Origin of the sequence: Sphingomonas sp. Sphisp66 (assembly GCF_047324325.1) — a bacterium.
GTDB lineage: Bacteria > Pseudomonadota > Alphaproteobacteria > Sphingomonadales > Sphingomonadaceae > Sphingomonas.
The window spans coordinates 2,357,812-2,382,500 of record NZ_CP168508.1; the positions used below are offsets into that span (position 1 = coordinate 2,357,812).

Annotated in this window: 7 protein-coding genes, 1 tRNA gene and 2 rRNA genes (1 of these 10 running past the window's edge); 5 read left to right on the forward strand and 5 right to left on the reverse strand. The window is 65.4% G+C overall.

The features are described 5' to 3' along the window. Positions 1 to 30 precede the first annotated feature (30 nt). Complete coding sequence (locus ACEN8G_RS11310; RefSeq protein WP_413414478.1) at positions 31 to 18,399, reverse strand: hypothetical protein; 18,369 nt, start codon at positions 18,397 to 18,399, stop codon at positions 31 to 33. Between the two features lie 267 nt (positions 18,400 to 18,666). On the opposite strand from ACEN8G_RS11310, the gene ACEN8G_RS11315 reads away from it, so the two are divergent. The 4 genes from ACEN8G_RS11315 to ACEN8G_RS11330 are packed head-to-tail and all read left to right on the forward strand — an operon-like array spanning position 18,667 to position 20,739. Beyond that, positions 18,667 to 19,152 carry a phage tail protein gene (locus ACEN8G_RS11315; protein WP_413414479.1) on the forward strand — a complete coding sequence of 162 codons (486 nt, stop codon included), beginning with the start codon at positions 18,667 to 18,669 and terminating at the stop codon, positions 19,150 to 19,152. Positions 19,153 to 19,163: 11 nt separating this feature from the next. Then, positions 19,164 to 19,667: a phage tail protein gene (locus ACEN8G_RS11320; RefSeq protein WP_413414480.1), complete on the forward strand. Its 504-nt coding sequence runs from the start codon at positions 19,164 to 19,166 to the stop codon at positions 19,665 to 19,667. Between the two features lie 13 nt (positions 19,668 to 19,680). Next, positions 19,681 to 20,208 carry a phage tail protein gene (locus ACEN8G_RS11325; protein WP_413414481.1) on the forward strand — a complete coding sequence of 176 codons (528 nt, stop codon included), beginning with the start codon at positions 19,681 to 19,683 and terminating at the stop codon, positions 20,206 to 20,208. Between the two features lie 15 nt (positions 20,209 to 20,223). Next, positions 20,224 to 20,739 carry a GNAT family N-acetyltransferase gene (locus ACEN8G_RS11330; protein WP_413414482.1) on the forward strand — a complete coding sequence of 172 codons (516 nt, stop codon included), beginning with the start codon at positions 20,224 to 20,226 and terminating at the stop codon, positions 20,737 to 20,739. Here ACEN8G_RS11330 and ACEN8G_RS11335 read toward each other — a convergent pair. Next, positions 20,736 to 21,056, reverse strand: coding sequence for a DUF6916 family protein (locus tag ACEN8G_RS11335; protein WP_413414483.1), 321 nt, complete (start codon positions 21,054 to 21,056; stop codon positions 20,736 to 20,738). The genes ACEN8G_RS11330 and ACEN8G_RS11335 overlap by 4 nt on opposite strands. A 226-nt stretch (positions 21,057 to 21,282) precedes the next feature. On the opposite strand from ACEN8G_RS11335, the gene ACEN8G_RS11340 reads away from it, so the two are divergent. Then, entirely contained in the window at positions 21,283 to 21,693 is a 411-nt protein-coding gene (locus ACEN8G_RS11340) for a DUF6916 family protein (protein WP_413414484.1), read from the forward strand. A 230-nt stretch (positions 21,694 to 21,923) separates the two neighbouring features. Here ACEN8G_RS11340 and ACEN8G_RS11345 read toward each other — a convergent pair. From ACEN8G_RS11345 to ACEN8G_RS11355, 3 genes are all read right to left on the reverse strand, one after another. Continuing rightward, a tRNA-Met gene (locus ACEN8G_RS11345) sits at positions 21,924 to 22,000 on the reverse strand. A gap of 72 nt (positions 22,001 to 22,072) precedes the next feature. Beyond that, positions 22,073 to 22,187: ribosomal RNA gene (rrf, locus tag ACEN8G_RS11350) — 5S ribosomal RNA — on the reverse strand. 101 nt (positions 22,188 to 22,288) lie between these two features. Further along, positions 22,289 to 24,689, reverse strand: a 23S ribosomal RNA gene (locus tag ACEN8G_RS11355); it runs 391 nt beyond the window's last position.

Genomic DNA, 24,689 nt, shown 5'->3' on the forward strand with positions numbered 1-24,689 from the left:
GACGGGCCGGCCGTCGCGCTCCTTTCGCTATCAGGGCAGCGGCACCGAGGCCGGCGGCAGGGTCGGCGCCGGCTGGCCATAGTTGAACGTACCGGTGCCGATGCTGATCTTGGTCGTGTCGTTGAACCCGTTGGCGTCGTCGAGCTCGCTGGCGATGGCGCTTGCCGTGGCCTGGCCCTGCGTGACGTTGATCGTGCCGCCACCGCTGGCGGAGAGGCGCAGATACTGGCCGTTGCCCGCCTGGCCAGCGATGCCCGAGAAGCTGTTGCCCGAGATGCTGACATTCACCGTCGGGAAGCCACCGGTATTCTGGTTGTTGTTGATCACGAGCCCGCGGCTGCCGTTGATGTTGCGGATCGTGTTGTTGGTGATCGTGACATTGGTCGTCAGGTTGCCGGTGGCCTGGCCGACCAGGCCGACATTGACCACGATGCCCTGCGACGTCTGGATCTGCTGGATGGTGTTCCCGCTGATGAAATAGTTGGCGTTCACGCCGCCTTCGTTGCCGATGCTGATGCCGTTGCCGACATTCGAGCCCGAATTGGTGACGGCGTTGTTGCCGATGATGTTGTTGGTGATCCGGCCATTGACCGTCCGCGTGAACGGCGCGTTGCCGTTCTGGAAGTCGTTGATCGCGGTCGCGCGGGTACCGGTGAAGGTGTTGCCGTCGATATTGTAGGTCAGCGTCGTCGAGCCCGGTCCGGTCGAGACGTTGATGCCGTTGTTGGTGTTGGTGAAGAACGAGCTGCTCACCTGCACGGTCATGCTGGTGCCCGAGCTGTCGGCGAACAGGCCGCTGCCGACGATCGTGGCCGGCGGGGTCGTCGCATTCCAGTTGCCGGTGAAGTTGCTGCCCGAGACGCTTATCCCCATCGCCGACGTGCCGGTGCCCAGGAAGTTGAAGATGTTGCCGTGCGGGCTGGTGCCGTTGCCGTTGATGCCGACGCCGTTCGACGCGAAGGTCGAGTTGACCACCTGGAAGTTGGTCAGCGTCCCGGTCGAGTTGGTGATCTGCACCTCGAACTCGTTGTTGTTCTGGATCGTCGAGTTGAAGATGCCGGTCGGCCGCGCCCCGCCCGAGGCGGTGCCGGTCAGCTCGCTGATGTTGATGCCCGATTCATCGGTGCCGGCATCATTGCCATTGCCGCTGATCAGCATGTTGTCGATCAGGAAGCCGTTGACGTTCGAGCCGCCGATGCCGTCACCCAGGTTGTTGGTGACGTTCATGTAGGCGAGGCGGACATTCTCGGTGCTGGTCAGGCTGATGCCGTCGCCGGCCGAGTTCTGGATCGTGCCGCCCGAGCCTGCCGCGCCGGTGCCGGTGACGTTGATGCCGCCCGACGAGCCGGTGTTGTTGAGGATGATGCCGCTGGCGGCGCCGTTCGACGAGATGCTTTGGAAACGCAGCCCGTTCGTGCCGATCGTGGTATTGACGACGTTGAGTGCGGTGCCACTGCCCGAGCTGATCGTGTTGCCGGTGCCTTCGACCGTGACAGTGCCGCCACCCGTGGCGGTAAAGCCGGTGCCCGCGGCAGTGGTGATCGCCAGATTGCCGTTCAGGAAGCTGATCGTGCCACCGGTGTTGTTGAGCAGATTCACCGCAGTGTTTGCACCCGTGGTGAGCGTCTTGTTGCCGGTGAAGCTGATCGTGCCCGAATTGACGTTCTGGACGACGATGCCGTTGCTCAGGCTGCCGGTGGCGCTGATGGCGCCCGAGAAGGTGACGTTGCCCGTCTCGTGGTTGTCGACGAACACGACATTGCCATTGGTGGTCTTGGTGATCGACGACGAGATGCTGACCACACCGGTGCCGTTCAGGACGTAGACGCCGAAGCCGGCAGGATCGTCGGTGCCGCCGATATTGCCGCCCGACAGGGTGACGCTGTTGGTCGCCCCATTGATCTCAACCCCGTTGCCGGCGGTGCCGTTGATCGCCACGCTGGTCACCGTGAAGTTGCCGTTGCCGGCGCCGTTGATCTCGATGCCCTCGTCGCCAGTATTGGCGATCGACACCGTGCCGAAGCCGACATTGGTAGTCGATCCGCCGCCGTAGAAGATGCCGTCCGCCGTGGCGCCCGTGGTGCCGGCGATGGTGACGTTGCCGCCGTTCAGCGTGTTGCCGTCGAGGTTGCTGATGTTGATCGCGGTGCCCGCCACCGAGCCGGTGCTGCTCAGCGCGCCGAACGTCATGTTGCCGGCACCAAGGTTGACGCCGACCAGATTCAGGATCTGGCCCGTGCCGGTCTGGACCGTGTTGCCAGCGCCCTGAACCGTCAGGGTGCCGCCATTGGTGGCGGTGAAGCCGGCGCCGCTGGTGGTGGTGATCGCCAGGCCGCCATTGGTGAAGTTGATCGCACTGCCGGTGTTGCTGTCGAGATCGACGGCGGCGTTGGCCCCGGTGGTGAGCGTCTTGGTGGTGCCGGAGAAGGTAACGCTGCCCGAATTGACGTTCTGCACCGAGATGCCGCTATCGAACCCGCCGGTGGCGCTGATGTTGCCCGAGAGGGTGATCGCGTTGGTCTCATGGTTGTCGATGAGCACGACATTGCCGCTCGTGGTCTTGGTGATCGAGGCAGCGATGTTCACCGCGCCGGTGCCGTTCAGCACATAGAGGCCGATCCCGGCCGGATCGTTGGTGGCGCCGATATTGCCGCCCGACAGGGTGACGCTGCTGTCGGAGCCGTTGATCTCCACGCCGTTGCCGGCGGTGCCGTTGATCGCCACGCTGCCCGCGGTGAAGGTGCCGTTGCCGGCACCGTTGATCTCGATGCCCTCGTCGCCGGTATTGGCGATCGTCACGGCGCCGAGATTGACGTTCATCGTCGATCCGCCGCCGTAGAAGATGCCGTCCGCCGTCGCGCCGGTGGTGCCGGCGATCGAGACGGTGGTGGCGCTCAGCGTGCCGGTGCCGTCGACATTGCTGATGTTGATCGCGCTGCCGTTGGTCGAGCCGGTGCTGGTCAGCGAGTCGAAGACCAGGCCGAGCGAGCCGACATTGCCGTTGACCAGGTTGAGGATCTGGCCGGTAGCGGTCTGGATCGAGTTGCCGGTGCTGTAAACGGTCAAGGTACCGCCGCCGGTGAAGTCGATGCCGTTGCCGGTGCCCGACGCCGTGATGTCAACGCCGTTGCCACCTGCTGTCGACGAGAAGGTGATATTCGTACCGGTGTTGCTGGCCAGCGTCACTGCATTGACGTTCGCCACGGTGTTGAGCGTGATGCTCTGGCCGTAGAAGTTGATCGAGCCGCCGCTATTGTTGGCGATGTTGATGCCCTGCGCATTGTCGGTGAGGTTGCCCGACACGGTGATGGCACCGCCAGTGATGTTGGTCACCTCGACCGAGCGCGCCAGCGTGCCGCTGGTGGCGACGGTGCCGGCATAGTCGAGCGACAGCGTGCCGCCGCTGACGTCGATGCCGCGGCTGGTCGCGGCGATCGCGCCGCTATTGATGGTGACGCTGCCGGTGAGCGTGCCCGCCGTCCGGGTGACCAGGATACCGTTCACGCCCAGCGTGTTGCTGGCGTTCGCGAAATTCAGGTTCAGCGTCGACGTCACGCCCGCAGTGTTGCTGATGTCGAGGATCGTGCCTGAACCGGTAGTGATCGTGTTGTTCGAGCCGAGCACGTTGATCGTGCCGCCGTTCGCGAAGGTGAAGGCGGTGCCGCTGGTCGTGGTGATGCCGAGGCCGGTGCCTGCCGCGTTGAATGCGACGGTGCTGCCTGCGTTCCCGGTCAGCGTGACGGCATTGTTGGCCTGGGTGGATAGCGTCGTCTGGCCGTTGAAGTTGATCGTGCCGCCAGCGTTGTTGGTCACGCTCAGGCCGAGCGCGTTCGCGCCGCTCGAGGTGATCGTGCTGGTGCCGTCGAAGGTCACGGTGCCGGCAGCGTGATTGTCGATGCGGACGGCATAGCCGTTGCTGTCGTCGATGCTGCCCGAATAAGTCAGGTTGGCGTTGCTGCCGGTGAGGACGAAGGCGTCGCCCGCCGTGGCATGGGTGATCGCCGTTCCACTGCCGAAGCCGAAGGTGCCGGCCGAGCCGTTGACGATGTCGATGCCGGCATCGCCGCCGTTGAGCGTAGTGGCGCCGGTGAAATTGTAGGTTCCGTCGGCATTGTCGAACTGCAGGCCGGTGCCGTTGGTGGCGCTCAGCGTGCCGGTCTGGAAGGTCAGCGTGCCGGCCGAATGGTTGAGCACGTTGACCAGCGCGGCGTTGTTCGCCTGGGTGATGCTGCCGCTATAGGTGACCGCCGCGGTGCTGCCCGAGACGTTGAACGCCGTGCCCGTCGGGCTGGTGATCGTGGTGCCCGTGCCGAAGCCGAAGGTGCCGCCCGAGCCGTTCAGGATGTCGACCCCGGCATCGCCGCCGTTCAGCGTCGTCGTTCCGTTGAAGTTGTAGGTCGCGTCGGCATTGTCGAACTGCAGGCCGGTGCCGTTGGTGGCGCTCAGCGTGCCGGTCTGGAAGGTGACCGTGCCGCCCGAATGGTTGAGGAACGAGACCAGGGCCGCGTTGTTCGCCTGGGTGATGCTGCCGCTATAGGTGATCGCGGCGGTGCTGCCCGACACATTGAACGCCGTGCCCGTCGGGCTGGTGATCGACGTGTTCGCGCCGAAGCCGAAGCTGCCGCCCGAGCCGTTCAGGATGTCGACCCCGGCATCGCCGCCGTTCAGCGTCGTCGTGCCGTTGAAGTTGTAGGTCGCGTCGGCGTTGTCGAACTGCAGGCCGGTGCCGTTGGTGGCGTTCAGCGTGCCGGTCTGGAAGGTGATCGTCCCGCCCGAATGGTTGAGGATCGAGACCAGGGCCGCGTTGTTCGCCTGGGTGATGCTGCCGCTATAGGTGATCGCCGCAGTGCTGTCCGCGACGTTGAACGCGGTGCCCGACGGGCTGGTGATCGCGGTGTTCGTGCCGAAGCTGAAGGTGCCGCCCGAACCGTTCAGGATATCGATCCCGGCGTTGCCGCCGGCCAGCGTCGTCGTGCCGGTGAAGTTGTAGGTGCCGTCGGCATTGTCGAACTGCAGGCCGGTGCCACCAGTGATGTTGAGCGTACCGGCATAGGCGAAGGTGCCGCCGGTGTGCCCGCCGCCGATGCTCAGCGACGCGCCGGCGGAGCTCTTGGTGACCGAGCTGGTCGAATCGAAGTTGAACGCTGCCGTTCCGCCCGAGATCGTCAGTCCGGCGACCAGCGGATTGGTGATGTCGACATTGGTCGCGTTGATCGTGCCGGCTGCATTGGTAAGGATCAGGCCGGCGCCACCGGTCAGCGCCACATTGGTCAGCGTCGTCGTGCCGGTGGCGTTGTTGAGCGTGATGCCGCCGCCGTTGCTGGTGATGTTGGTCAGCACCGAGTTCGCGGCGTTGAGCAGCACGTCGCCACCCGGATTGCCCGTGAAGGCGACATGGTCGATCGTCGTGCTGGTCGACGGGGTGATCTCGATGCCCATCGTTCCGAAATTGCGGACCGTCAGATAGTCGAGCAGCGTATTGGTCGCGCCAGCGCCGTTGTCCTTGATGCCGCGCGATGCAGCGCCGCCGCCGTCGAGGATGAAGCCGGACAGGTGGTTGCCGGCGGCGCCCAGCGTGATCACGTTCGCGCCCGCCGCACTGGTGAGGGTCGCGGCGCCATTGCCGGTGGGATCGGCGATGTCGAACGAGGACCCGCCAGACAGCTGGATCGTCGAAGGCACGGTGATCGCGATCGTGATCGGCGCACTGCCGCTGCCGGCACCGCCGCCCACGCCGTCGCCGAAGCCGCGGACCTGGACGTTCGAGGCCAGCACGAGCGAGTCGTTGCCGTTGGAGCCGGCCGCGCTGATCGCATTGCCGTTGTTGACCAGGATGATCATGTCCTGCGCCCCGGCGACCAGTTCCGCCGCCGCCAGCGACATCGGATTGCTGCCGTCCGAGCCGCTGCCATTGCCGCCGCCGGTCGCGCCGTCGGCATCGACGAAATAGATCTTGTTGATGCCGAAGCCCGTGCCCGGGCTGCCGGAGAAGGCCACGTCGCGGAAGTTATAGGTGCCCAGCGCCGGCGCGTTGCTCGCGTCGATCGCCGTGCTGGCCGAGATGGTCGAGCCGGTGTCGGTGGCCGACTCGCCGTCGCCATAGGTGAACAGCAGGTTGGTCGAGGCGTTGAGGTACACGCCCGTGCCCACGCCGGCGATGCTGCTCGATGCGCCCGCCGTATTGCCCAGGCTTACCGATGCCCCACCGATGGCGCCGCGCAGGTCGACGCCGATGCTGGTGCCCGCCGCGCCCGCATTGGTCACGTCGAAGTCGCCGGCCGCGATCGCCGCGTTGATCGTGGCGCCGTTGAGGTCGAACGCCACACCGCTGTTGCTGTTCAGCCCGATATCGAGATCGGTGATCGTCAGGCTCGGCGCGAAGGTACCGCTGATGTCGATGCCGCGCGACGTCGCGCCCTGCAGGCTGACCGTGCCCAGCGAGATCCCGGTGCCGCCGCCGGCGTTGCCGACATTGTTGAACGTGATGCCGTTCGCCGCACCGCTGGTCGTGATGCTGGCGAAGTTGATCCCGTTCAGGCCGACGGTCACGCCGTTCAGCTCGAGCGCGGTGAACGCGCCGCCGGTGATCGAATTGCCGGTGCCCGTCACGTTGATGGTGCCGCCGCTCACCGCGCTGAAGCCGGTCAGGCCGAGCGAGGTGATGTCGAGGCCAGTGCCGCCACCAAGCGGGTCGAAGTTGATCGTGGCGCCGGCATTGTTGCCCAGCCCGATCGAAGGCAGCGCGATCGACTGGCCGGTGAAGTTGATGACGCCCGAATTGCTGTTCGCGATCGAGATGCCGGTGACGGTGGTCGACATGTCGCCGCTGAAGGTGACGGTGCCTGTCTCGTGGTTGTCGACGATCACCGCGTTGGCCCCGTTCAGGGTCGCGGCGATCGAGATATTGCCGGTGCCGCCCAGGGTGCTGACGGCATAGCCGCCTGCCCCCGAGGTGATCGTGCCGGTGCCGATGGTCACCGCGTTGGTCGCGCCGGTGATATAGACCGTGTCGCTGGCCGCCCCGGAGAGGGTGACCGAGCTGAAGGTCACCGCGCCGTTCGCGCCGTTCAGTTCGATCGCATTGCTGCCGGCCGCGCCGATCGTGGTCGCGCCAAAGCCGATCGTCGAGGCCGATCCGCCGCCGACGAAGATGCCGTCGCTGGTCGCGCCGCTGGTGCCGGCGATGTTGACGGTACCGCCGCTGAACGCGCCGCCGTCGAGGTTGCTCAGGTTGATCGCCGTGGCCGTGACCGTGCCGCTGCTGCCAAGCGAGGCGAAGTTGATCCCGCCCGCACCCGCGGTGACGTTGGCCAGGTTGAGGACCTGCCCGGTCGCGGTGTTGATCGAGTTGCCCGCGCCGAGAATCTCGAGCGTGCCGCCGGTCGCGCTGAAGCCGGTCCCGCTGGTGGTGGTGATGCCGAGCCCGCCGCCGAGCAGGCTGAGCGTGCCGCTGCCGGCCATGCTGATCGCGGTGTTGGCGCCCGTGCTGAACGTCTTGCTCGCGTTCAGGAAGCTGACATTGCCGGTGCTGGTCGCATCGACGGCCACGCCCGCGCCGCCATTGTGGCTGACGGAGCCGGAGACGGTGTAGATGCCGCCGGCATTGGTGAAGCTGAAGGCCGTGCCCGAGGTGGTCGAGGTGATCGCGCCCGAGAGCGTGGCCAGCATGCTGCTGCTGAACACCGACAGCACCGAGCCCGTAGTCGCACCGATCGTGCCGCCATAGTTCAGCGTGACGCCGGAGCTGGCGGTGAGGCCAATCGCCGCGACGGTCGAGCTGGTGGTGGCGCCGATCGAAGCGATGCCTCCGCTGTTCCCGACATTGACCGTGCCGCCGGTCACGCCGTTGAAGCGGATGGCGGTCGAGGCGCCGTCGATCGTCAACACCGCCCCCCCGGTATTGGCGATGTTGACCGTGCCGATCGCGCCCGCCAGGTCGAAGCCGACGCCGGTGGTGTCGAGATCCAGCGTGCCGGTGAAGTTGACCCCACCGGTGCCGCTGAGGTTCGAGAGCGACACGCCCGTGCCGCCGCCGTCGATGTCCAGCCCGCCGATGTTCAGCGCGCCGGTAAGCGTGACGCCGCTGGCGCTGATGGCCGTGCCCGCGGTCGGTGCGGCGGTGATCTGGGCGAAATTCAGGCCGCCCGTACCGATCGTGCCGCCGCTAAGCGACAGAGCCGGGGCATTGCCGGTATAGATGCCGTTGAAGGCGCCGGTGACGCTGATCGTCCCACCGCCGCTGCTCGTGAGGCCCGCGCCGGTGGCGGTGTAGATCCCCAGGCTACCGGTGAACTCCACCGTTGCGCCGGTGTTGTTGGTCAGCGAGACGCCCGCACCGGTCGTGAGCGCGCTGTCGAGGATGGTTCCGCCCTGGAAATGGACGTCGAGCGGATCGGTTTGCGCGGTGTTGTTGCGGATCGCGATCGAGGTGTTGGTCGCCCCGATGACGCTGACCGACCCGGTAACCGTGAAGTTGCCTTCCACCTGGTCGAGCAGGATGCCATAGGCGCCGCCGGTCGAGCGGACCGAGCCGAGCACCATATGGATGGTCAGCGGATCGAGGTTTATCGCCGTGCCGTTGGTGGTGTCGATCGCGCCGCCCGTGGTGCCGAGCGTAAAGTTGTTCGCCTTGGAATTGGCGACGATCAGGCCGGTGCCGGCATTGTTGGCGATGTTCAGGTCGGTGAAATTCAGCGTGCCGGTGACGTTGGTCAGGCTCAGCCCGGTACCGGTGATGCGCGAGGCGGTCGTGCCGAGCGTGAGCGCGCCTGCGGACAGCGCCTGGAGGCCGGCGGCCACCGTATCGGAATCGAACGTCAGGTCGTTGAAGACGAAGCCGCCGGTCTCGGTCGTGTGGTTGACGGTCAGGTTCGACAGCTGCGACACGACGAAGGTGCCGGCGCCGCTGCCGTCGAGGTTCAGGATATTGCCGCCGTTCGCAGCGAGGGTGAGGTTGCTCAGCGCCAGCGTCACGTTCGCGGCATTGTCGTAGATGCGCAGTGCGCCCGCGGCGCCGCCCGATATGGTGCTGTTGCGGATCGTGATGGGAGCCGCGGCACCATTGCCGAGTACGCCCGCGCCGGTGCCCGAATTGGCGATCACGACGCCGTCGATGATGTTGCCGCCGCCCAGCGTGACGGTAGCGTTGGCACCGCTGGCGGTCAGCGTCGGTGCGCCCGAGCCCGTGAACGGGTTGGAGATCAGGCCGGCCTGGACACCGTGGAGAATCACGTTGGCCGGCGCGCCGCCGGCCACGATGAAGCTATCGACGTTGCGGAAGCCGAGCAGGATCTGCCCGCCCAGGAGGTCGAGCGAACCGCCCGCCCCAGCCGTCGCATCGAGCGTGTCGGTGCCGCCGGCCGGGTTGTTGAGCAGCACGATATAGGCCGCGCCCGAGGCTTCGGCCCCGGCGAGCGAGCCCGGATCGTTGCGGCTGCCCGTGCCGGTGGCGCCTTCGAGCACGAAATAGGCCGAGACGGACAGGGTCGAGGTGTCGCCGGTCAGGTTGACGTCGGCGAAGTTGTAGGTGCCGGTGCCGCCGTTCAGCCCTGCGATGACCAGCGGCGTGACTGCCACGATGTTCGAGGCGGCGCCGTTCGCATCGTTGTTCGCGCCGTCGCCATAGCGGAAGGTGCCGGTGATCGCGGCATTGGTCAGATCGACGCCGATGCCGACGCCGGTGATCGTGCTGCTGCCGTTGACGATGACGTTGCTGGCGGTGGTGCTGCCGGTCATGTCGATGCCGCGCGTGCCGGTGGTCGAGGCGCCGCTGATGTCGAGCGTGGCGAAGGTGACGTTGCCCGTCGCCCCGGTCAGGTTCACGCCCGTGGTGTTCGCCGCCAGGCCGGTCAGGTCGACATTGCCGAAGGTGAAGGTGCCGGCCGAACCGCCGAGGATCGCGATCCTCGCGCCGCCCGAAAGTGCCAGGTCATCGAACTTGTAGGTGCCGTCGGCATCGAAGAACGACAGGCCGGTGCCGCCCGTCACGTTGAACGTCGCGCCGGTAAAGTCGATCGTGCCGCCGGAATGCGTCCCGATGTCGACCGCGACAAGGGCGGCGAGCGACTGGCCGATGGTGCCCGAATAGGTCAGGTTCGAGGTCGAGTTGCTGACGAAGAGCGCCGCCCCCGCCGCGTTGGTCACGCTGGTGCCGGTGCCGAAGGTGAAGCTGCCGGCCGAACCGTTCGTGATGCCGATCTGGGCACCACCGGTCAGCGTCGCGCTGCCGAAGCTGTACGTCCCGTCGGCATCGTCGAACGAAATCCCGTCGCCGCCGCTGATGTTGAGCGTGGCGCCGCTGAAGTTCAGCGTGCCGCCCGAATGCGCCAAGACGCCCAGCGCCAGCGCACCTGCGCTCGACTGGTTCAGCGTACCGAGATAGGTCACGCCCGCCGTCGAGCTGGCGATGTTGAACGCGGTGCCGCTCGGGTTGGTGATCGTCGTGCCGGCGCCGAAGGTGAAGCCACCCGCCGAACCGCCCAGGATGTCGATGCCGGCATCGCCGCCGTTCAGCGTCGTCGTGCCAGTGAAATTGTAGGTCGCATCGGCATTGGTGAACTGCAGGCCGGTGCCGTTGGTGGCGCTCAGCGTGCCGGTCTGGAAGCTGACCGTCCCGCCCGAATGGTTGAGGATCGAGACCAGGGCCGCGTTGTTCGCCTGGGTGATGCTGCCGAAGTAGCTCAGGCTGGCGGTGCTGTTCGCAATCGAGATCGCCGCCCCGGTCGGGCTGGTGATCGCCGTGTTGCCGAAGGTGAAGCTGCCCGCCGAACCCGCCAGGATGTCGATGCCCGCATCGCCGCCGTTCAGCGTCGTCGTGCCGTTGAAGGCATAGGTGCCGTCGGCATTGGTGAACTGCAGGCCGGTGCCGTTGGTGGCCGACAGGTTGCTGCTGGCGCCGAAGGTGACCGTGCCGTTGTGGTTGGTCACATCGAGCAGGGCCGCGTTGCTGCCCTGGGTGACGCTGCCCGCGTAGCTGAAGTCGAGCGTGCCGGTGCCGCTGGAGAGGGCGATCGCCGGGCCGGTGGTGCCCGCGATGCTCGAACCCGCGCCGAAGCTGAGGAGGCCGAAGACGTTGCCGGAGATCGCGATGGCGCTGGTGCCGGAGGTGACGGTCAGCGTGCCGACCTGCAGCGCACGGCCGCCCAGGCCCATGCCGCTGAGGCTGTTGACGCTGGCGATGCCGCTGCCGGTGCCGGCATGGACTACGCTGGCAAGCACCATGTCGATCTGCGCATCGCTGAGCGACAGGCTGGTGCCGTTCACCGTATCGATCGTGCCGGTGGTGCTGGTGAGATTCAGGCCTGCACCGATCGCAGCGAAGCCGTCGCCACCCTGATTGTGGATGTCGAGGCCGGAGAAGTTCAGCGAGCCTACCGCGCCCGTCAGGTTGACGCCCGTGCCGGTGACGCGCGTCGTCGCACTGCCGATCTGCAACGAGGCGTCGACGTTCGAAACGCCCGCGTCCCCGGTGATCGAATCGAAGATCGCGCTCGAGAAATCGGCGCCGCCATTCTCGCCATGCCCGCCTTCGATCACGATGTCCGAAAGCTCGGTGATCGTGGTCGAGCCGGCACCCGTCCGGTTGGCGGTTAGCGCAGCCCCGTTGCTGGTCCACAGGTGCAGGTTGCTCAGCGCGATGCTGGCAGCGAGGCCGCCGTCACTGAAGTTGATCGCACCGTTCGCGCCCGAGATGTTGCTGTTGCTGATCGTGACGTTGGACTTGCCCGAGCCGAACACGCCCGCGCCGGTGCCGCCATTGGCGATCACCAGGCCGTCGATCACATTGTTGTTGCCGACGACGACGGTGTTGGCGCCGCCGCCCGCGCTGGTGGTCAGCGTCGGCGCACCCGAGCCCGCGAACGGGTTGGTCACGATGCCCTGGGCGATGTTGTAGAGGACCACGTTCGCCGGCGCGCCGCCCGGCAGCGAGATGGTGTCGCCGTTCAGGAAGCCGCGCAGCTGCTGGCCGTCGATCAGCGTGAAGGTGCCGCCGGTGCCATAGGTCGCGTCATTGGCATCGATCGTGTCGTTGCCGCCGGCGGGGTTGTTGACCAGGATGATGACGTCGGCGCCCGATGCAGCCGCGCCGGCCAGGCTGCCCGGATCGGTCTTGGTGCCCGCGCCGCTGGCGCCGGCCAGCACCCAGTAGACCGTGGCCGAAGTCGAGAGGGTGCTGGTGTCGCCGACCAGGTTGACGTCGGCAAAGTCATAGGTGCCGGCAAGCGCGTTGAGCCCGGCAACGATGAGCGGAGTCGTGGCGCTGATCGTCGAACCGGCGCCATTGGCATCGGTGCTCGAGCCGTCGCCATAGCGGAAGGTGCCGGTGATCGCGGCGTTGGTCAGGTCGACGCCGGTGCCGACGCCGGTAATCGAGCTGCTGTTGTTGACAATCAGGCTGCCCGCGAAGGTCGCGCCGGTCAGGTCGATGCCGCGCGTGCCGGTTGCAGAAGCGCCGACGATGTCGAGCGTGTTGAAGCTGATGGTGCCCGAGGCGAGACGCGCATCGACGCCGCGCCGGTTGGCACCCAGGCCCGTGATGTCGACATCGGCGAAGCTGATCGTGCCCGTGCTGCCGGTGTTGAAGGCGATGCCCGCGGTACCGGGGTTGTTGACGGTCACGGCGCCGGTGAAGGTCACCGATCCGTCGACATCGCCGATCCCGATGCCGATCGTGCCGCTGTTGGTGACGGTGCCGCCGGCCGCGGTGAAGGTCCCCGGCATGCCGAAGACCAGCAGGCCTCCCGCCCCGGTGTTGCTGACATTGAAGGTGCCGAGCGTGACGTTGCCCGGGTTGTTGCCGATCTCGATACCGTAGCTGCCTGCACCGGTCGTGCCGCCTACGGTCACATTGCCGAGGTTCACCGCGGCGCTGTTGCCCACCACGCGGACGCCGGACAGGCTTGAGGTGCCGCCGACATTGATGCTGGTGAAGCTGATGCCGCCGGTGCCGACATTGTTGGCAAGCGAGACACCCGAGCCTGCCGACGTCAACGTCGAAACCGTGGTGAAGGCCAGGTTGCCGCTACCGATGGTGGCGGTGTCCATCGCCAGGCCGCGGGCATTGCCCGTCGCCGCGATCGAGATACCCGAGCCGCTCAGCGTGAGCGTTCCGCCATTGGTGCCGAGCAGGTTGAGCACCGTGCCGCCGGTGCTCGAAAGCGTGAGGTTGGTCAGCGTCGCCGAGGCCGCCACGCCGCCGTCGCGCAGCAGGATCGCCCCGGTCCCGCCCGAGATGATCGAGTTGCTGATCGCGACGTTGGTCACGCCGATGCCCGAGACCCCGAGCCCGGTGCCACCGATACGCAGGCCGTCGATCGCCGAGCCGTTGGACAGCGTCACCGTCGCGCCCGCGCCGGTGTTGGTCAGCAGCGCCGCGCCGGAGCCGGCATAGGGATTGCTGACGACGCCCGGCGTGATGCCGTAGAGGGTCAGGTTGACCGGGGTGCCGCCACCAACCGTCTGGGTATCGCCGTTGAGGAAGCCGATCAGGTGCTGGTTGACGCCAAGGCTCAGCGTGCCGAGGCCGGAGACGTCGATCACGTCCTGCCCGCCCGTCGGGTTGTTGAGCAGCACGATATAGTTCGCGCCCGAGGCCACCGCGGCGGCGAGGCTGCCCGGATCGACCTTGGTGCCCGCGCCGGTGCGGCCCTGCTCGACGAAGAAGATCGTGACCGGGTTGATCGCCAGGTTGGTGGTGTCGCCGACCAGGCTGACGTCACCGAAATTATAGGTGCCGACGGCCTGGTTGAGCCCGCCGATCGCGATCGGGGTGATCGCGTTGATCACCGAATGCGCGCCGTCCGCATCGGTGCTCGAACCGTCGCCATAGCGGAAGCTGCCGGTGATCGCTGCGTTGGTGAGGTCGACGCCGGTGCCGACGCCGGTGATCGAGCTGCTGTCGCTGACCGTCAGGCTGCCCGCGAAGGTCGCGCCAGTCAGGTCGATGCCACGCGTGCCGGTGGTCGAGGTGCCGGTGATGTCGAGCGTCGCGAAGGTGACGGTGCCGCCCGCATTGCGGGCATCGACACCGGTCTTGCCAGCGCCCAGGCCGGTGATGTCGGTATCGCCGAAGCTGATCGTGCCGGTGCTGCCCGCGCCAAGCACGATACCGCCGCTGTTCGCGATGGTGGTGGTGCCGGTGAAACTCAGGCTGCCGTCGACGTCGCTGGCCGAGATGCCTGCGCCGCTGTTGGACACGCCGAGCGCGCCGATCGAGACGTTGCCCGCCACGCCGGACACGGACACGCCCGTCCCCGCCGCCGCGCTTACCGACGTCGCGCCGAGCGTGACCGGGCCATTGGCGTTGGTGATCGAGACGCCGTTGCCCGCGACATTGGAGACCGAAACCGGGCCCAGCGTGACGTTGCCTACGGTCGACAGGCTAACGCCGTTACCGCCACCGCCTGCGACGGTGACCGGCCCGAACGTCATGGTGCCTGTGCTGTTCGAAACGGACAGCCCCGCCTGCACGCCCGTATTGGCGGTGGCGGAAATCGAGCCGATCGTCACCGCACCGGCGTTGTTCAAAACGGCAACGCCGCCGCCGCTGTTCGCGATCGACGCCGAACCCACGGTAACGGCACCGGTGTTGCCCATGAGGAGCAGGCCTGGGCCGGCGCTGTTCGAGGCGCTGACCGAGCCGATGTTCACCGTCGCCGAGCTGTTCAGCACCGTAACGCCGGACGCCAGGCCGGTACCGCCGCTGGTGATGCTGCCGACGCTCAGCGTGCCACCCGCGATCCGGTCGAACTGCGCGCCGGTGCCGTTCGACGTACCGCTGGTGACCGCGCCGAGCTCCAGCGTTCCGACCGTGACGTCGCTGATATTTACCGCGGACGAAGCGCCGGTCGCGGAGGCATTGATGTCGGTGCCCGAGACGTTGAGCGTCCCCGCCCCTGCTCCGCTCAAGTAGAGTGCTATGCCGCCGGCAACGCCGGTTGCCGAGAGATCGACATTGTTGAGCGTCAAGGACGCCGCGGCACCCGAAGAGGTGATGATCGCGCCGCCGCCATCGCCCGAGAGCGTGGAGTTCTGGATCACGACATTGGCGGCACCCTGGCCGCGCACCGCGAAACCGCCAGCCGAGCTGTTGCCGATCACCAGGCCGTCGAGCCGGCTATTGTCGGCCAGCTGCACCGTCGCGAACCCGGTGGTGCTGGTCAGCAGCGCCGCGCCCGAGCCGGTATAGGTGTTGGTGATGCCCGTCGGGCCGAGGTTCGAGACGATCAGGTTCGCCGGCACGGTGGCGCCGGTCACCGCGAAGAAATCGGTATCGCGGAAGCTGACCAGCGTCTGGCCGGTGAGCAGGTTCAGCGTGCCGCCAAGCACCGCCGTGTCGAGCACGTCCTGCCCGCCGGTCGGGTTGTTGAGCAGCACGATATACTGTGCACCCGAAGCCGCGGCGCCCGCCAGGCTGCCCGGATCCGCCGAGGTGCCCGCGCCGGTCGCACCGGCAAGCACGTAATAGGTGGTGAAGCTGCCGCCGGTGATGTTGTTGGTGTTGCCGTCGAGCTGGACGTCGCCGAAATCGTAGGTGCCCTGCGTGGCGTTCATGCCCGCGACGACGATCACCGTGTTGGCGGTGATCCGGCTCTCCAGCCCGTCGGCGGCATTGCCGTCGCCGAAGCGGAAGCTGCCGGTGATCGCGGCGTTGGTCAGGTTCGCGCCGATATCGACGCCCTGGATCACGCTGGGATTGGTGATGGTGATCGCGCCGGCATTGGTCGCACCGGTCAGGTCGATGCCGGTCGATCCGGCCGCGCCGGTGCCCGTGATGTCGAGCGTGCCGAAGGTGACGTTGCCGTGCGTGCCGGTGAAGTCCACGCCGGTCGCCGCGCCCAGGCCGGTGATGTCGACATCGCCGAAGGTCACGCCGCCCGGGACGTTGCCGATCAGGATGCCCGTGCCGGTGGGATTGGCGATGGTGAGCAGGCCGCTGAAGGAGACGCTGCCAGCAGTGTTGTTGAGCGAGAGCGCCGGCGAGGTCGATCCGGTGATCGTCGTGGTGCCGGTGAAGGTCACGCTCGATCCCGCGAGCGTGTCGGCAATGGTGATCGGTCCCGCGCCGCTGATCGCGCCGGTGAAGCGGATCGTGCCGCCGGCGTTGAACAGCGAGACCAGAGGCCCCGCGCCAGCATCGGTGATCGTCGCGCCGAAATTGAGCCCGATGGTGCCGCCGCTGCCCGCGACGCCCGACTGGCCGACCTGCACCGAAGCGCCGCCGCTGTTGGTGATCGCGCCGCCGCCGATCGTCACCAGGCCGGTCGAGCCGCCAGTGATGTAGAGGCCCTGCTGGCCGCTATTGGTGATGGTGAGCGTACCGATGGTCAGCGCGTTGCCGCCGGTGCCCGCGCCCTGGACATTGTCCAGGATGATACCCGCGCCCGCAGCGCCGACCGAGCGGACGCTCGAGAAGGTCAGGTCGATGAGCAGCGGATCGAGGTTCAGAGCAGTCCCGGCGGTGGTGTCGACCGTGCCGGCGGCGCTGGTCAGCGTGAAGGTGCCGCTCTTGGTATTGTTGACCGTGAGGCCGGTGCCGCCATTGTTGGCGATGTTGAGGTTGGTGAAGCTCAGCGCGCCATCGACTTCGGTCAGCGACACGCCGGCGCCACCGACGCGGGCCGTGGTGGTGCCGACCTGCATCGCGCCGGCGTTGACCGCCTGGATGCCCGCTGCGGTGCTGGAATCGAAGGTCACAAAGCGGGCCGCGAAGCCGCCGGTCTCGCCATTGCCGCCGGCGATGTTGATGCCGGAAAGGCCAGCCACGGTCACCGTGCCGGCGCCCGAGCCGTCGATGTCGAGCACCGTGCCGCCGGTCGCGGACAGGGTCAGATTGGAGAGCGAGGTCGTCAGGTTGCCGCCGGCATCGGTGATGTCGATCGCGCCTGCACCGCCGCCGATGGTCGAGTTGCGCAGCGTGACGTTGCTGCCGCCGTTGATCACGACGCCCGCACCTGCGCCACCGCGGATCGTGATGCCGTCGACGACGACCGCGCCAGTGGTGTTGGTGAGCGTCAGCCCGGCCGCGCCGGTATTCTCGATCACCACGCGCTCGAGCGCGAACCCGCCCACGCCGTTCGCCAGGATGCCGCTGCCCGCGCCGCGCACGGTGACGTCACGCACCACCGAACCCTGGCCGAGCGTGACCGCGGCACCGCCGGCATTGGTGCCCGCGATGATGCCGTTGGTGCCACCGAAGTTGAAGGCGCTGACCGACCCATCCGAATGGCGCACGTTCACGCTGCTCGCGCCGCCGACCAGATACTGGTTGGTCGCAAGCGTGACGCCGCTGCTCGCGATATTGCCGGCATTGCCCAGCGCGACGACGATGCCGTTCGCGCCTGCGCGCGTCACCGCGTCGCCCAGCGTGGTCGTGGCGGTGCTCGTGCCCGCGGCGCCGGCGGTCCCGGAACCGCTGGCGAAATAGACGCCGCCGAACGCCACGCCGGTGCGCGCATCGACCGCGAAGTTCGTGCTGGTCAGGTCGGTGTAGCGCGTGCCCGAGGGGGTCACATAGTCGCGCCGCAGACGGTCGCCCATCTGGCGGTCGAGGCCGGTGGTACCCGAGCTGCGGTCCGCCGAGCCGCGGCCGAGCGGGATCGACAGGCGCAGCGTGCCGCGCGCCTGGGTGCCCCAGCGATTGTCGTTCTGCAGCTCGGCGCCGATCGAGAAACGGCCACCGGTGCCCAACGGATCCTCGACATCGAGCTGGAGCCCGCCGCGCACACCGCGATAGGCCTTGCTGGCATGCTCGTCGCGATAGTCGAAGCCGGCGCCCGACAGGCGCACGCTCAGATCCTTGGCGATGGGCGCCCGCGCGCCGATCTCGGCATTGGCACCGGCCAGCGGCACCTCCTCCAGGCGCCAGCCACTCTTGCGCTCGATCAGCCGGTTGTTCTCGATCGAGAGCACGCCGACCGGGCTCGCATTGGGATCGAGATAGCCCATCGTGCGGGGGCTGTTGACCGGCAGACGGTAATTCACGTGCAGGTCGAAGACCGAGGTGAAGCCCTCGAGGCCGAACGACACCGCGGTCTGTTCGCGCGAGGTGATGTCGGTCTTGTAGAAGTCGACGCCGGCATTGACGCCGATCGCCACGTCCTCGCCGATCTTGCCGCGCCCGCCGATGGTGACCGATCCGTTGCGGTCATAGCGCTCGTCGGTGCCGATCCGGCCGCTGACGAAGAGCAGGTTCGAGTCGTTCTGCGCAACCGGCGCGAAAAGCTCGAAGGAAACCTGACTGCTTCCGTCGGCCGCCCGCGCATCGACCTCGGCCCGCGGCTTCCAGGTGGGTTCCTTGTCCTGTGCCTGTGCCAGCACGCCCGGTGCCCAGGCCAGCGCCACGCCGCTAAGGCAAGTGGACAGCAGCAGGCGGCCGCGGCCACGATTGAGCTTCTGCACGGACAATCTCCCCCGATTGGCGTGCAACCTGACATCAGCCCCCATGCCAATGTCTCAACGATGGTCGTGACGCCATGATAACGGCTATCACCGTGAAGCCTTGGCCTCAAGCAGAGACATACGTAGATTAACCTATGCTAACGCCTCAAAGCGGGGCACCGGTCTCCTTAAAGCCCTATGGCCAGACCCGTTTGTTTCGGTTAGTTCTATGCGGGATTTCGGGGGAGACGGGCATTGGCGGAACCATTTTTGTCGGAAATCCGGCTGATGTCGTTTGTGTTCGCGCCCAAGAACTGGGCGCTTTGCAACGGCCAGTTCCTGCCGATCAACCAGAACCAGGCGCTGTTCTCGCTGCTCGGCACCACCTTTGGCGGCAACGGGCAGACAACCTTTGCCCTGCCCGATCTGCGCGGACGCATCCCGATCCATGTCGGCGGAAGCCACTTCCTCGGCGATCGCGCCGGTGAGGAAGCGCACACGCTGTCGATCAGCGAGATCCCCACCCACGTGCACACGCTGAATGCCTCTTCGAGCGGGGGCGATTCGACGAACCCGAATTTCGGCGGCACCGGCCGGTTGCTCGCGACCGAACCGGGCAATCCCTATTCGAACAGCTTCACGCCGGCCGCCGTCGCACTCAACGCGGGCACGGTGGCGAATAACGGCGGCAGCCAGGCGCATCAGAACATGCAGCCGTTCCTGACGCTGAGCTACTGCATCGCCCTTGCCGGCATCTTCCCGTCCCCGAACTGAGGAAATAGCCCGTGGCACAACCTTATGTCGGCGAGATTCGCATATTCGCCGGAAACTTCGCCCCCGCGGGATGGATGTTCTGCGAGGGACAGCTCCTGCCGATCTCGGAGAACGAGACGCTCTTCAACCTGATCGGCACCACCTATGGCGGTGACGGCCAGTCGACCTTCGCGTTGCCCGACCTGCGCGGGCGGCTGGCCCTGCACCAGGGCAACGGCTATATCCTGGCCGAGACGGGCGGCGCGGAAGAAGTCACGCTGACGATCAACCAGATCCCGGCCCACTCGCACCCGATGCTCGGCTCATCCGGCAATGGCTCGCAATCGAACCCGAAGAACAACGTCCTGGCCAGCTCCACGCTGGTCAAGCTCTATTCGGGCGAGGCGGCGGACACGGCGATGGCGGCCACCGCGATCTCGTCGATCGGCGGCAACCAGCCGCACACGAATTTCCAGCCATATCTCTGCCTCAACTACATCATCTCGCTGTTCGGCATTTTCCCGAGCCAGAACTGACAGGAATTCTCCGATGGCCGATCCTTTCGTCGCCGAGATCCGGATCTTCCCGTTCAACTTCGCGCCCAAGGGCTGGGCGTGGTGTGACGGTCAGCTTCTGCCGCTCTCGCAGAACACCGCGCTCTTCTCGCTGCTCGGCACCACCTATGGCGGCAACGGCAAGAGCAACTTCTCCCTGCCCGATCTCCAGGGCCGCGCGCCCATGCACCCGGGCCAGGGCCCCGGCCTGTCGCTGCACGATCTCGGCGAGACCGGCGGCAGCGAAACCGTGACCCTGCTGGAATCAGAGATCCCGAACCACAGCCACACGCTGCGCAGCTCGGTGGAAGACGGCACCCAGGGCACGCTGTCCAATGGCGTCACGCTCTCCACGTCGGTCGGCGGCTCGCTCTACCAAAGCACGACCAACACCAACCTGGTGGCGATGTCGCCCCAGGCGCTCTCGCCCGCCGGCGGCGACGCCCCGCACAACAACATGCAGCCCTATCTGACGATGTATTTCTGCATCGCGCTGCAGGGCGTGTTCCCGCCGCGGAGCTGAGCCGCTCGCCAACCCATGCCCCCGCCCCTCCACGCCGCTGCGCGGTTCGCCCTTAGCTATCGCCCGCTCGCGGCGACCGACTTCGATTTCATCGAGGCGCTCTACCTCTCTACGCGCGAGGAAGAGCTGGCGCTAAGCGAATGGCCGGAGGACCAGAAGCGCGCCTTCCTGGTCCAGCAGCACCGCGCGCAGCACCATCACTACCAGACCTATTATCCCAACGCCGAATGGCTGATCGTCGAGCGGGACGGCGCGGCGATCGGCCGGCTCTATGTCGACATATGGACGCGGGAGCTGCGCATCGTCGACATCTCGCTCGTGCCGGCGGCGCGCGGCCAGGGCATCGGCGAGGCGCTGCTGCGCGACGTGATCGAATGGGCTGCCGCTTCGGGCAAGGGGGTCTCGATCCATGTCGAGAAGTTCAACCCGGCCCGCCATCTCTACCAGCGGCTCGGCTTCGTCATAGCCGAGGACAAGGGCGTCTACGACCTGATGGAGCGCGACGTACCGCCTCCACCGGAATCGGCCTAGAAGAAGATCGCCTCGTAGCGGATGCCACCGTCCTTGAGGCCCACCGGCACGATGAAGATGTCATGCAGGGCGCCGTCGATCGGGAAGGCATAGATCGCCTGGGGCAGGCGAGGCTCAGCAGCTCCGGAAAACTCCAGCTTGAAGCCCCCGCCCTCGCGCGGCGAATGCGGCAACTCCTGCGCAGCGACCAGCACGAGCGCCTGGACGCCGGCCCCGGTCGCGATCTCGAAGCTCGAACCAACCTGCGGCTCGAAATCGGCGAGCTTGAGTGGTGCCGTTGTATCCTGCGGCAGCGCCGAACCGGTATCTGACGTCATCTTGCAAGCTCCCTGGGCACCGGGGAATGCTATAGGCAAACCCCGCCGGCCACGCCAATCCCGCGTTGGGCCGGCGTCCCATAATTCACGGCGTGCAGTGATCGCACCGAAATGGTAGAGAGTGGTTTCGGGGGAAAGGCAGTGCGCAGTCGTCGCATCTTGGCCTGGCCGCAGGAAAGCGGAAACAATGACTTACAGCTCGCGTCGAGGCTTTGTTGTCGGGGGAATGGTGGTTGCGGCGGGCACGGGCGTGGCCGGCTGCAGCGGCGGATCGGACTCCGGAAGTGTCGTCACGCCGATCGCGGGATCGACCCCGACGCCGACCGCGGTGGCGCTCAACGCGACCGAGATCAGCGCATGGGAGAAACTGGTCGGCTCCGCCTTCCTGATCAGCACCGACACGGGCAAGGTTTCCGCCGTCCTGGCGAGCCTCGAGCGCATCACAGATGCCACCCGTCCGTCGGACCTAGGGCGCCATCAGCCTTTCTTCGCCACCTTCCAGATGGACCAGCGCCAGACACCGGGCGGCGGCAAGACCTATGAAGTGTCGCATGCCACGACGGGGGCGTTCCAGCTCTTCCTCGGCATGTCGAGCGAGGTCCAGGGCAAGGGGGTCCTTACCGCCGTGCTCAACTGAGCGACGCGAATGCGCCCGCGGGTTCTCCTGAAGTTCCTGGCAGACAAACAAAAGCCCCGCCAAGTCAGTGACTTGGCGGGGCTTTTGTTTGCATGCGCCGTGCATAAAAGAGCCGGCCGGTTGTTGAGCCGCCAGCCTGCCCGGCGAAGCGCCTCGAGCGATGTGCATTAGGCACAAAAAAGCCCGCCAGCCTGGGTGCTGACGGGTGCGTTGTGGTATTGCGGGGCCATTGGTTGCGGGAGTAGGATTTGAACCTACGACCTTCAGGTTATGAGCCTGACGAGCTACCGGGCTGCTCCATCCCGCGCCAATGGATTGGCGGGAGAGCCCCGCAAAGGAAACAAAGTGAATGGGTTCTTCCCGACGCACCGGCTTCAATGCCTGGCGACGACCTACTCTTCCATCGCTTAAGCGATAGTACCATCGGCGCTGTCTGGTTTCACGGCCGAGTTCGGGATGGGATCGGGTGGGTCACAGACGCCATAGCCACCAAGCAATGAAGCCGGTGCGGCGGGAAGTTTTTCAAACCGTGCAAAATCAAGACCGATGAACATCCATCCAATGAAAGCCAGAGCTGTCGTTGATGGTGGGACTCATCAAGTGCGAATAGGACAATTAGGACCGGTTAGCTCCATACGTTACCGTACTTCCACATCCGGCCTATCAAGGTCGTGGTCTTCGACCGTCCTAAGAAATCTTATCTCGAGGGAGGCTTCCCGCTTAGATGCTTTCAGCGGTTATCCCGTCCATACATAGCTACCCTGCTGCGCCGTTGGCACGACGACAGGTACACCAGAGGTATGTTCAACCCGGTCCTCTCGTACTAGGGTCAACTCCTCTCAAATTTCGACGCCCACGGCAGATAGGGACCAAACTGTCTCGCGACGTTCTGAACCCAGCTCACGTACCACTTTAATTGGCGAACAGCCAAACCCTTGGGACCTGCTCCAGCCCCAGGATGTGATGAGCCGACATCGAGGTGCCAAACAACCCCGTCGATATGAGCTCTTGGGGGTTATCAGCCTGTTATCCCCGGCGTACCTTTTATCCGTTGAGCGATGGCCCTTCCACGAGGGACCACCGGATCACTATGACCGACTTTCGTCTCTGCTCGACTTGTCAGTCTCGCAGTCAGGCTGGCTTATGCCATTGCACTCTAACAGTCGGTTTCCAACCGACCTGAGCCAACCTTCGCGCGCCTCCGTTACTCTTTAGGAGGCGACCGCCCCAGTCAAACTACCCGCCACAGAGGGTCCCTGAGCCAGTTTCATGGCTCGAGGTTAGACATTAAAAAACAACAGGGTGGTATTTCACCTATGGCTCCACGTCAGCTGGCGCCAACGCTTCAAAGCCTCCCACCTATGCTACACAGTTATTTTCCAATGCCACTCTGAAGCTGCAGTAAAGGTGCACGGGGTCTTTCCGTCTAACCGCGGGTACTCCGCATCTTCACGGAGAATTCAATTTCGCTGAGCATGTCCTGGAGACAGTGGGGAAGTCGTTACGCCATTCGTGCAGGTCGGAACTTACCCGACAAGGAATTTCGCTACCTTAGGACCGTTATAGTTACGGCCGCCGTTTACCTGGGCTTCATTTCGGAGCTTGCACCCCTCCACTTAACCTTCAGGCACCGGGCAGGCGTCAGACCCTATACGTCGTCTTGAAGCCGACTTAGCAGAGCCCTGTGTTTTTGCTAAACAGTCGCTACCCCCTGGCCTGTGCCCCCTCAATCTGCTTGCGCAAAATGAGGGCCTCCTTCTTCCGAAGGTACGGAGGCAATTTGCCGAGTTCCTTCAGGACACTTCTCTCAAGCGCCTTGGTATACTCTACCTGACCACCTGTGTCGGTTTCGGGTACGGTCTATACGGTGGGGCTATTTCCCGGGACAGCTTCGAAGCATGCTCAATCCGATAAGAGCATACAACACACGCCATCCGTCACACACCACCAGGCCCACGAATATTAACGTGATTCCCATCGACTACCCCCTTCGGGCTCGTCTTAGGGGCCGGCTCACCCTGCGCGGATTAGCCTTGCGCAGGAACCCTTGGTCTTTCGGCGAAAGGGCATCTCACCCTTTTTATCGCTACTCATGTCTGCATTCGCACTTCCGATACCTCCACGACCCATTACCAGATCGCTTCACAGGCTTACGGAACGCTCCGCTACCGCGTGTACAAAGTACACACCCTAAGCTTCGGTGCACGTCTTGAGCCCCGTTACATCTTCGCCGCAGGAACCCTTATTTAGACCAGTGAGCTGTTACGCTTTCTTTAAAGGATGGCTGCTTCTAAGCCAACCTCCTGGTTGTTTTGGGATTCCCACATGCTTTCCCACTTAGACGTGACTTGGGGACCTTAGCTGTAGGTCAGGGCTGTTTCCCTTTTGACGACGGACCTTAGCACCCGCCGTCTGTCTCCCGGATATCACTCCTAGGTATTCGGAGTTTGGTTAGAATTGGTAGATCTCGCGACCCCCGCATCCATCCAGTGCTCTACCCCCTAGGGTGTTCGTCCGAGGCACTACCTCAATAGTTTTCGCGGAGAACCAGCTATTTCCCGGCTTGATTGGCCTTTCACCCCTAAACACAACTCATCCGGTAACTTTTCAACGTTAATCGGTTCGGACCTCCAGTGGGTGTTACCCCACCTTCATCCTGGTCATGCCTAGATCGCCGGGTTTCGGGTCTAATACACCAAACTTAGTCGCCCTATTCAGACTCGCTTTCGCTGCGCCTACACCTATCGGCTTAAGCTTGCTTGGTACATTAAGTCACAGACCCATTATGCAAGAGGTACGCTGTCACCCCATGAAGAGGCTCCAACTGCTTGTAGGCAATCCGTTTCAGGTACTGTTTCACTCCCCTCATCGGGGTGCTTTTCACCTTTCCCTCACGGTACTAGTTCGCTATCGGTCGCATACGAGTATTTAGGCTTAGAGGGTGGTCCCCCTATATTCAGACAGGATTACACGTGTCCCGCCCTACTCTAGTCTTC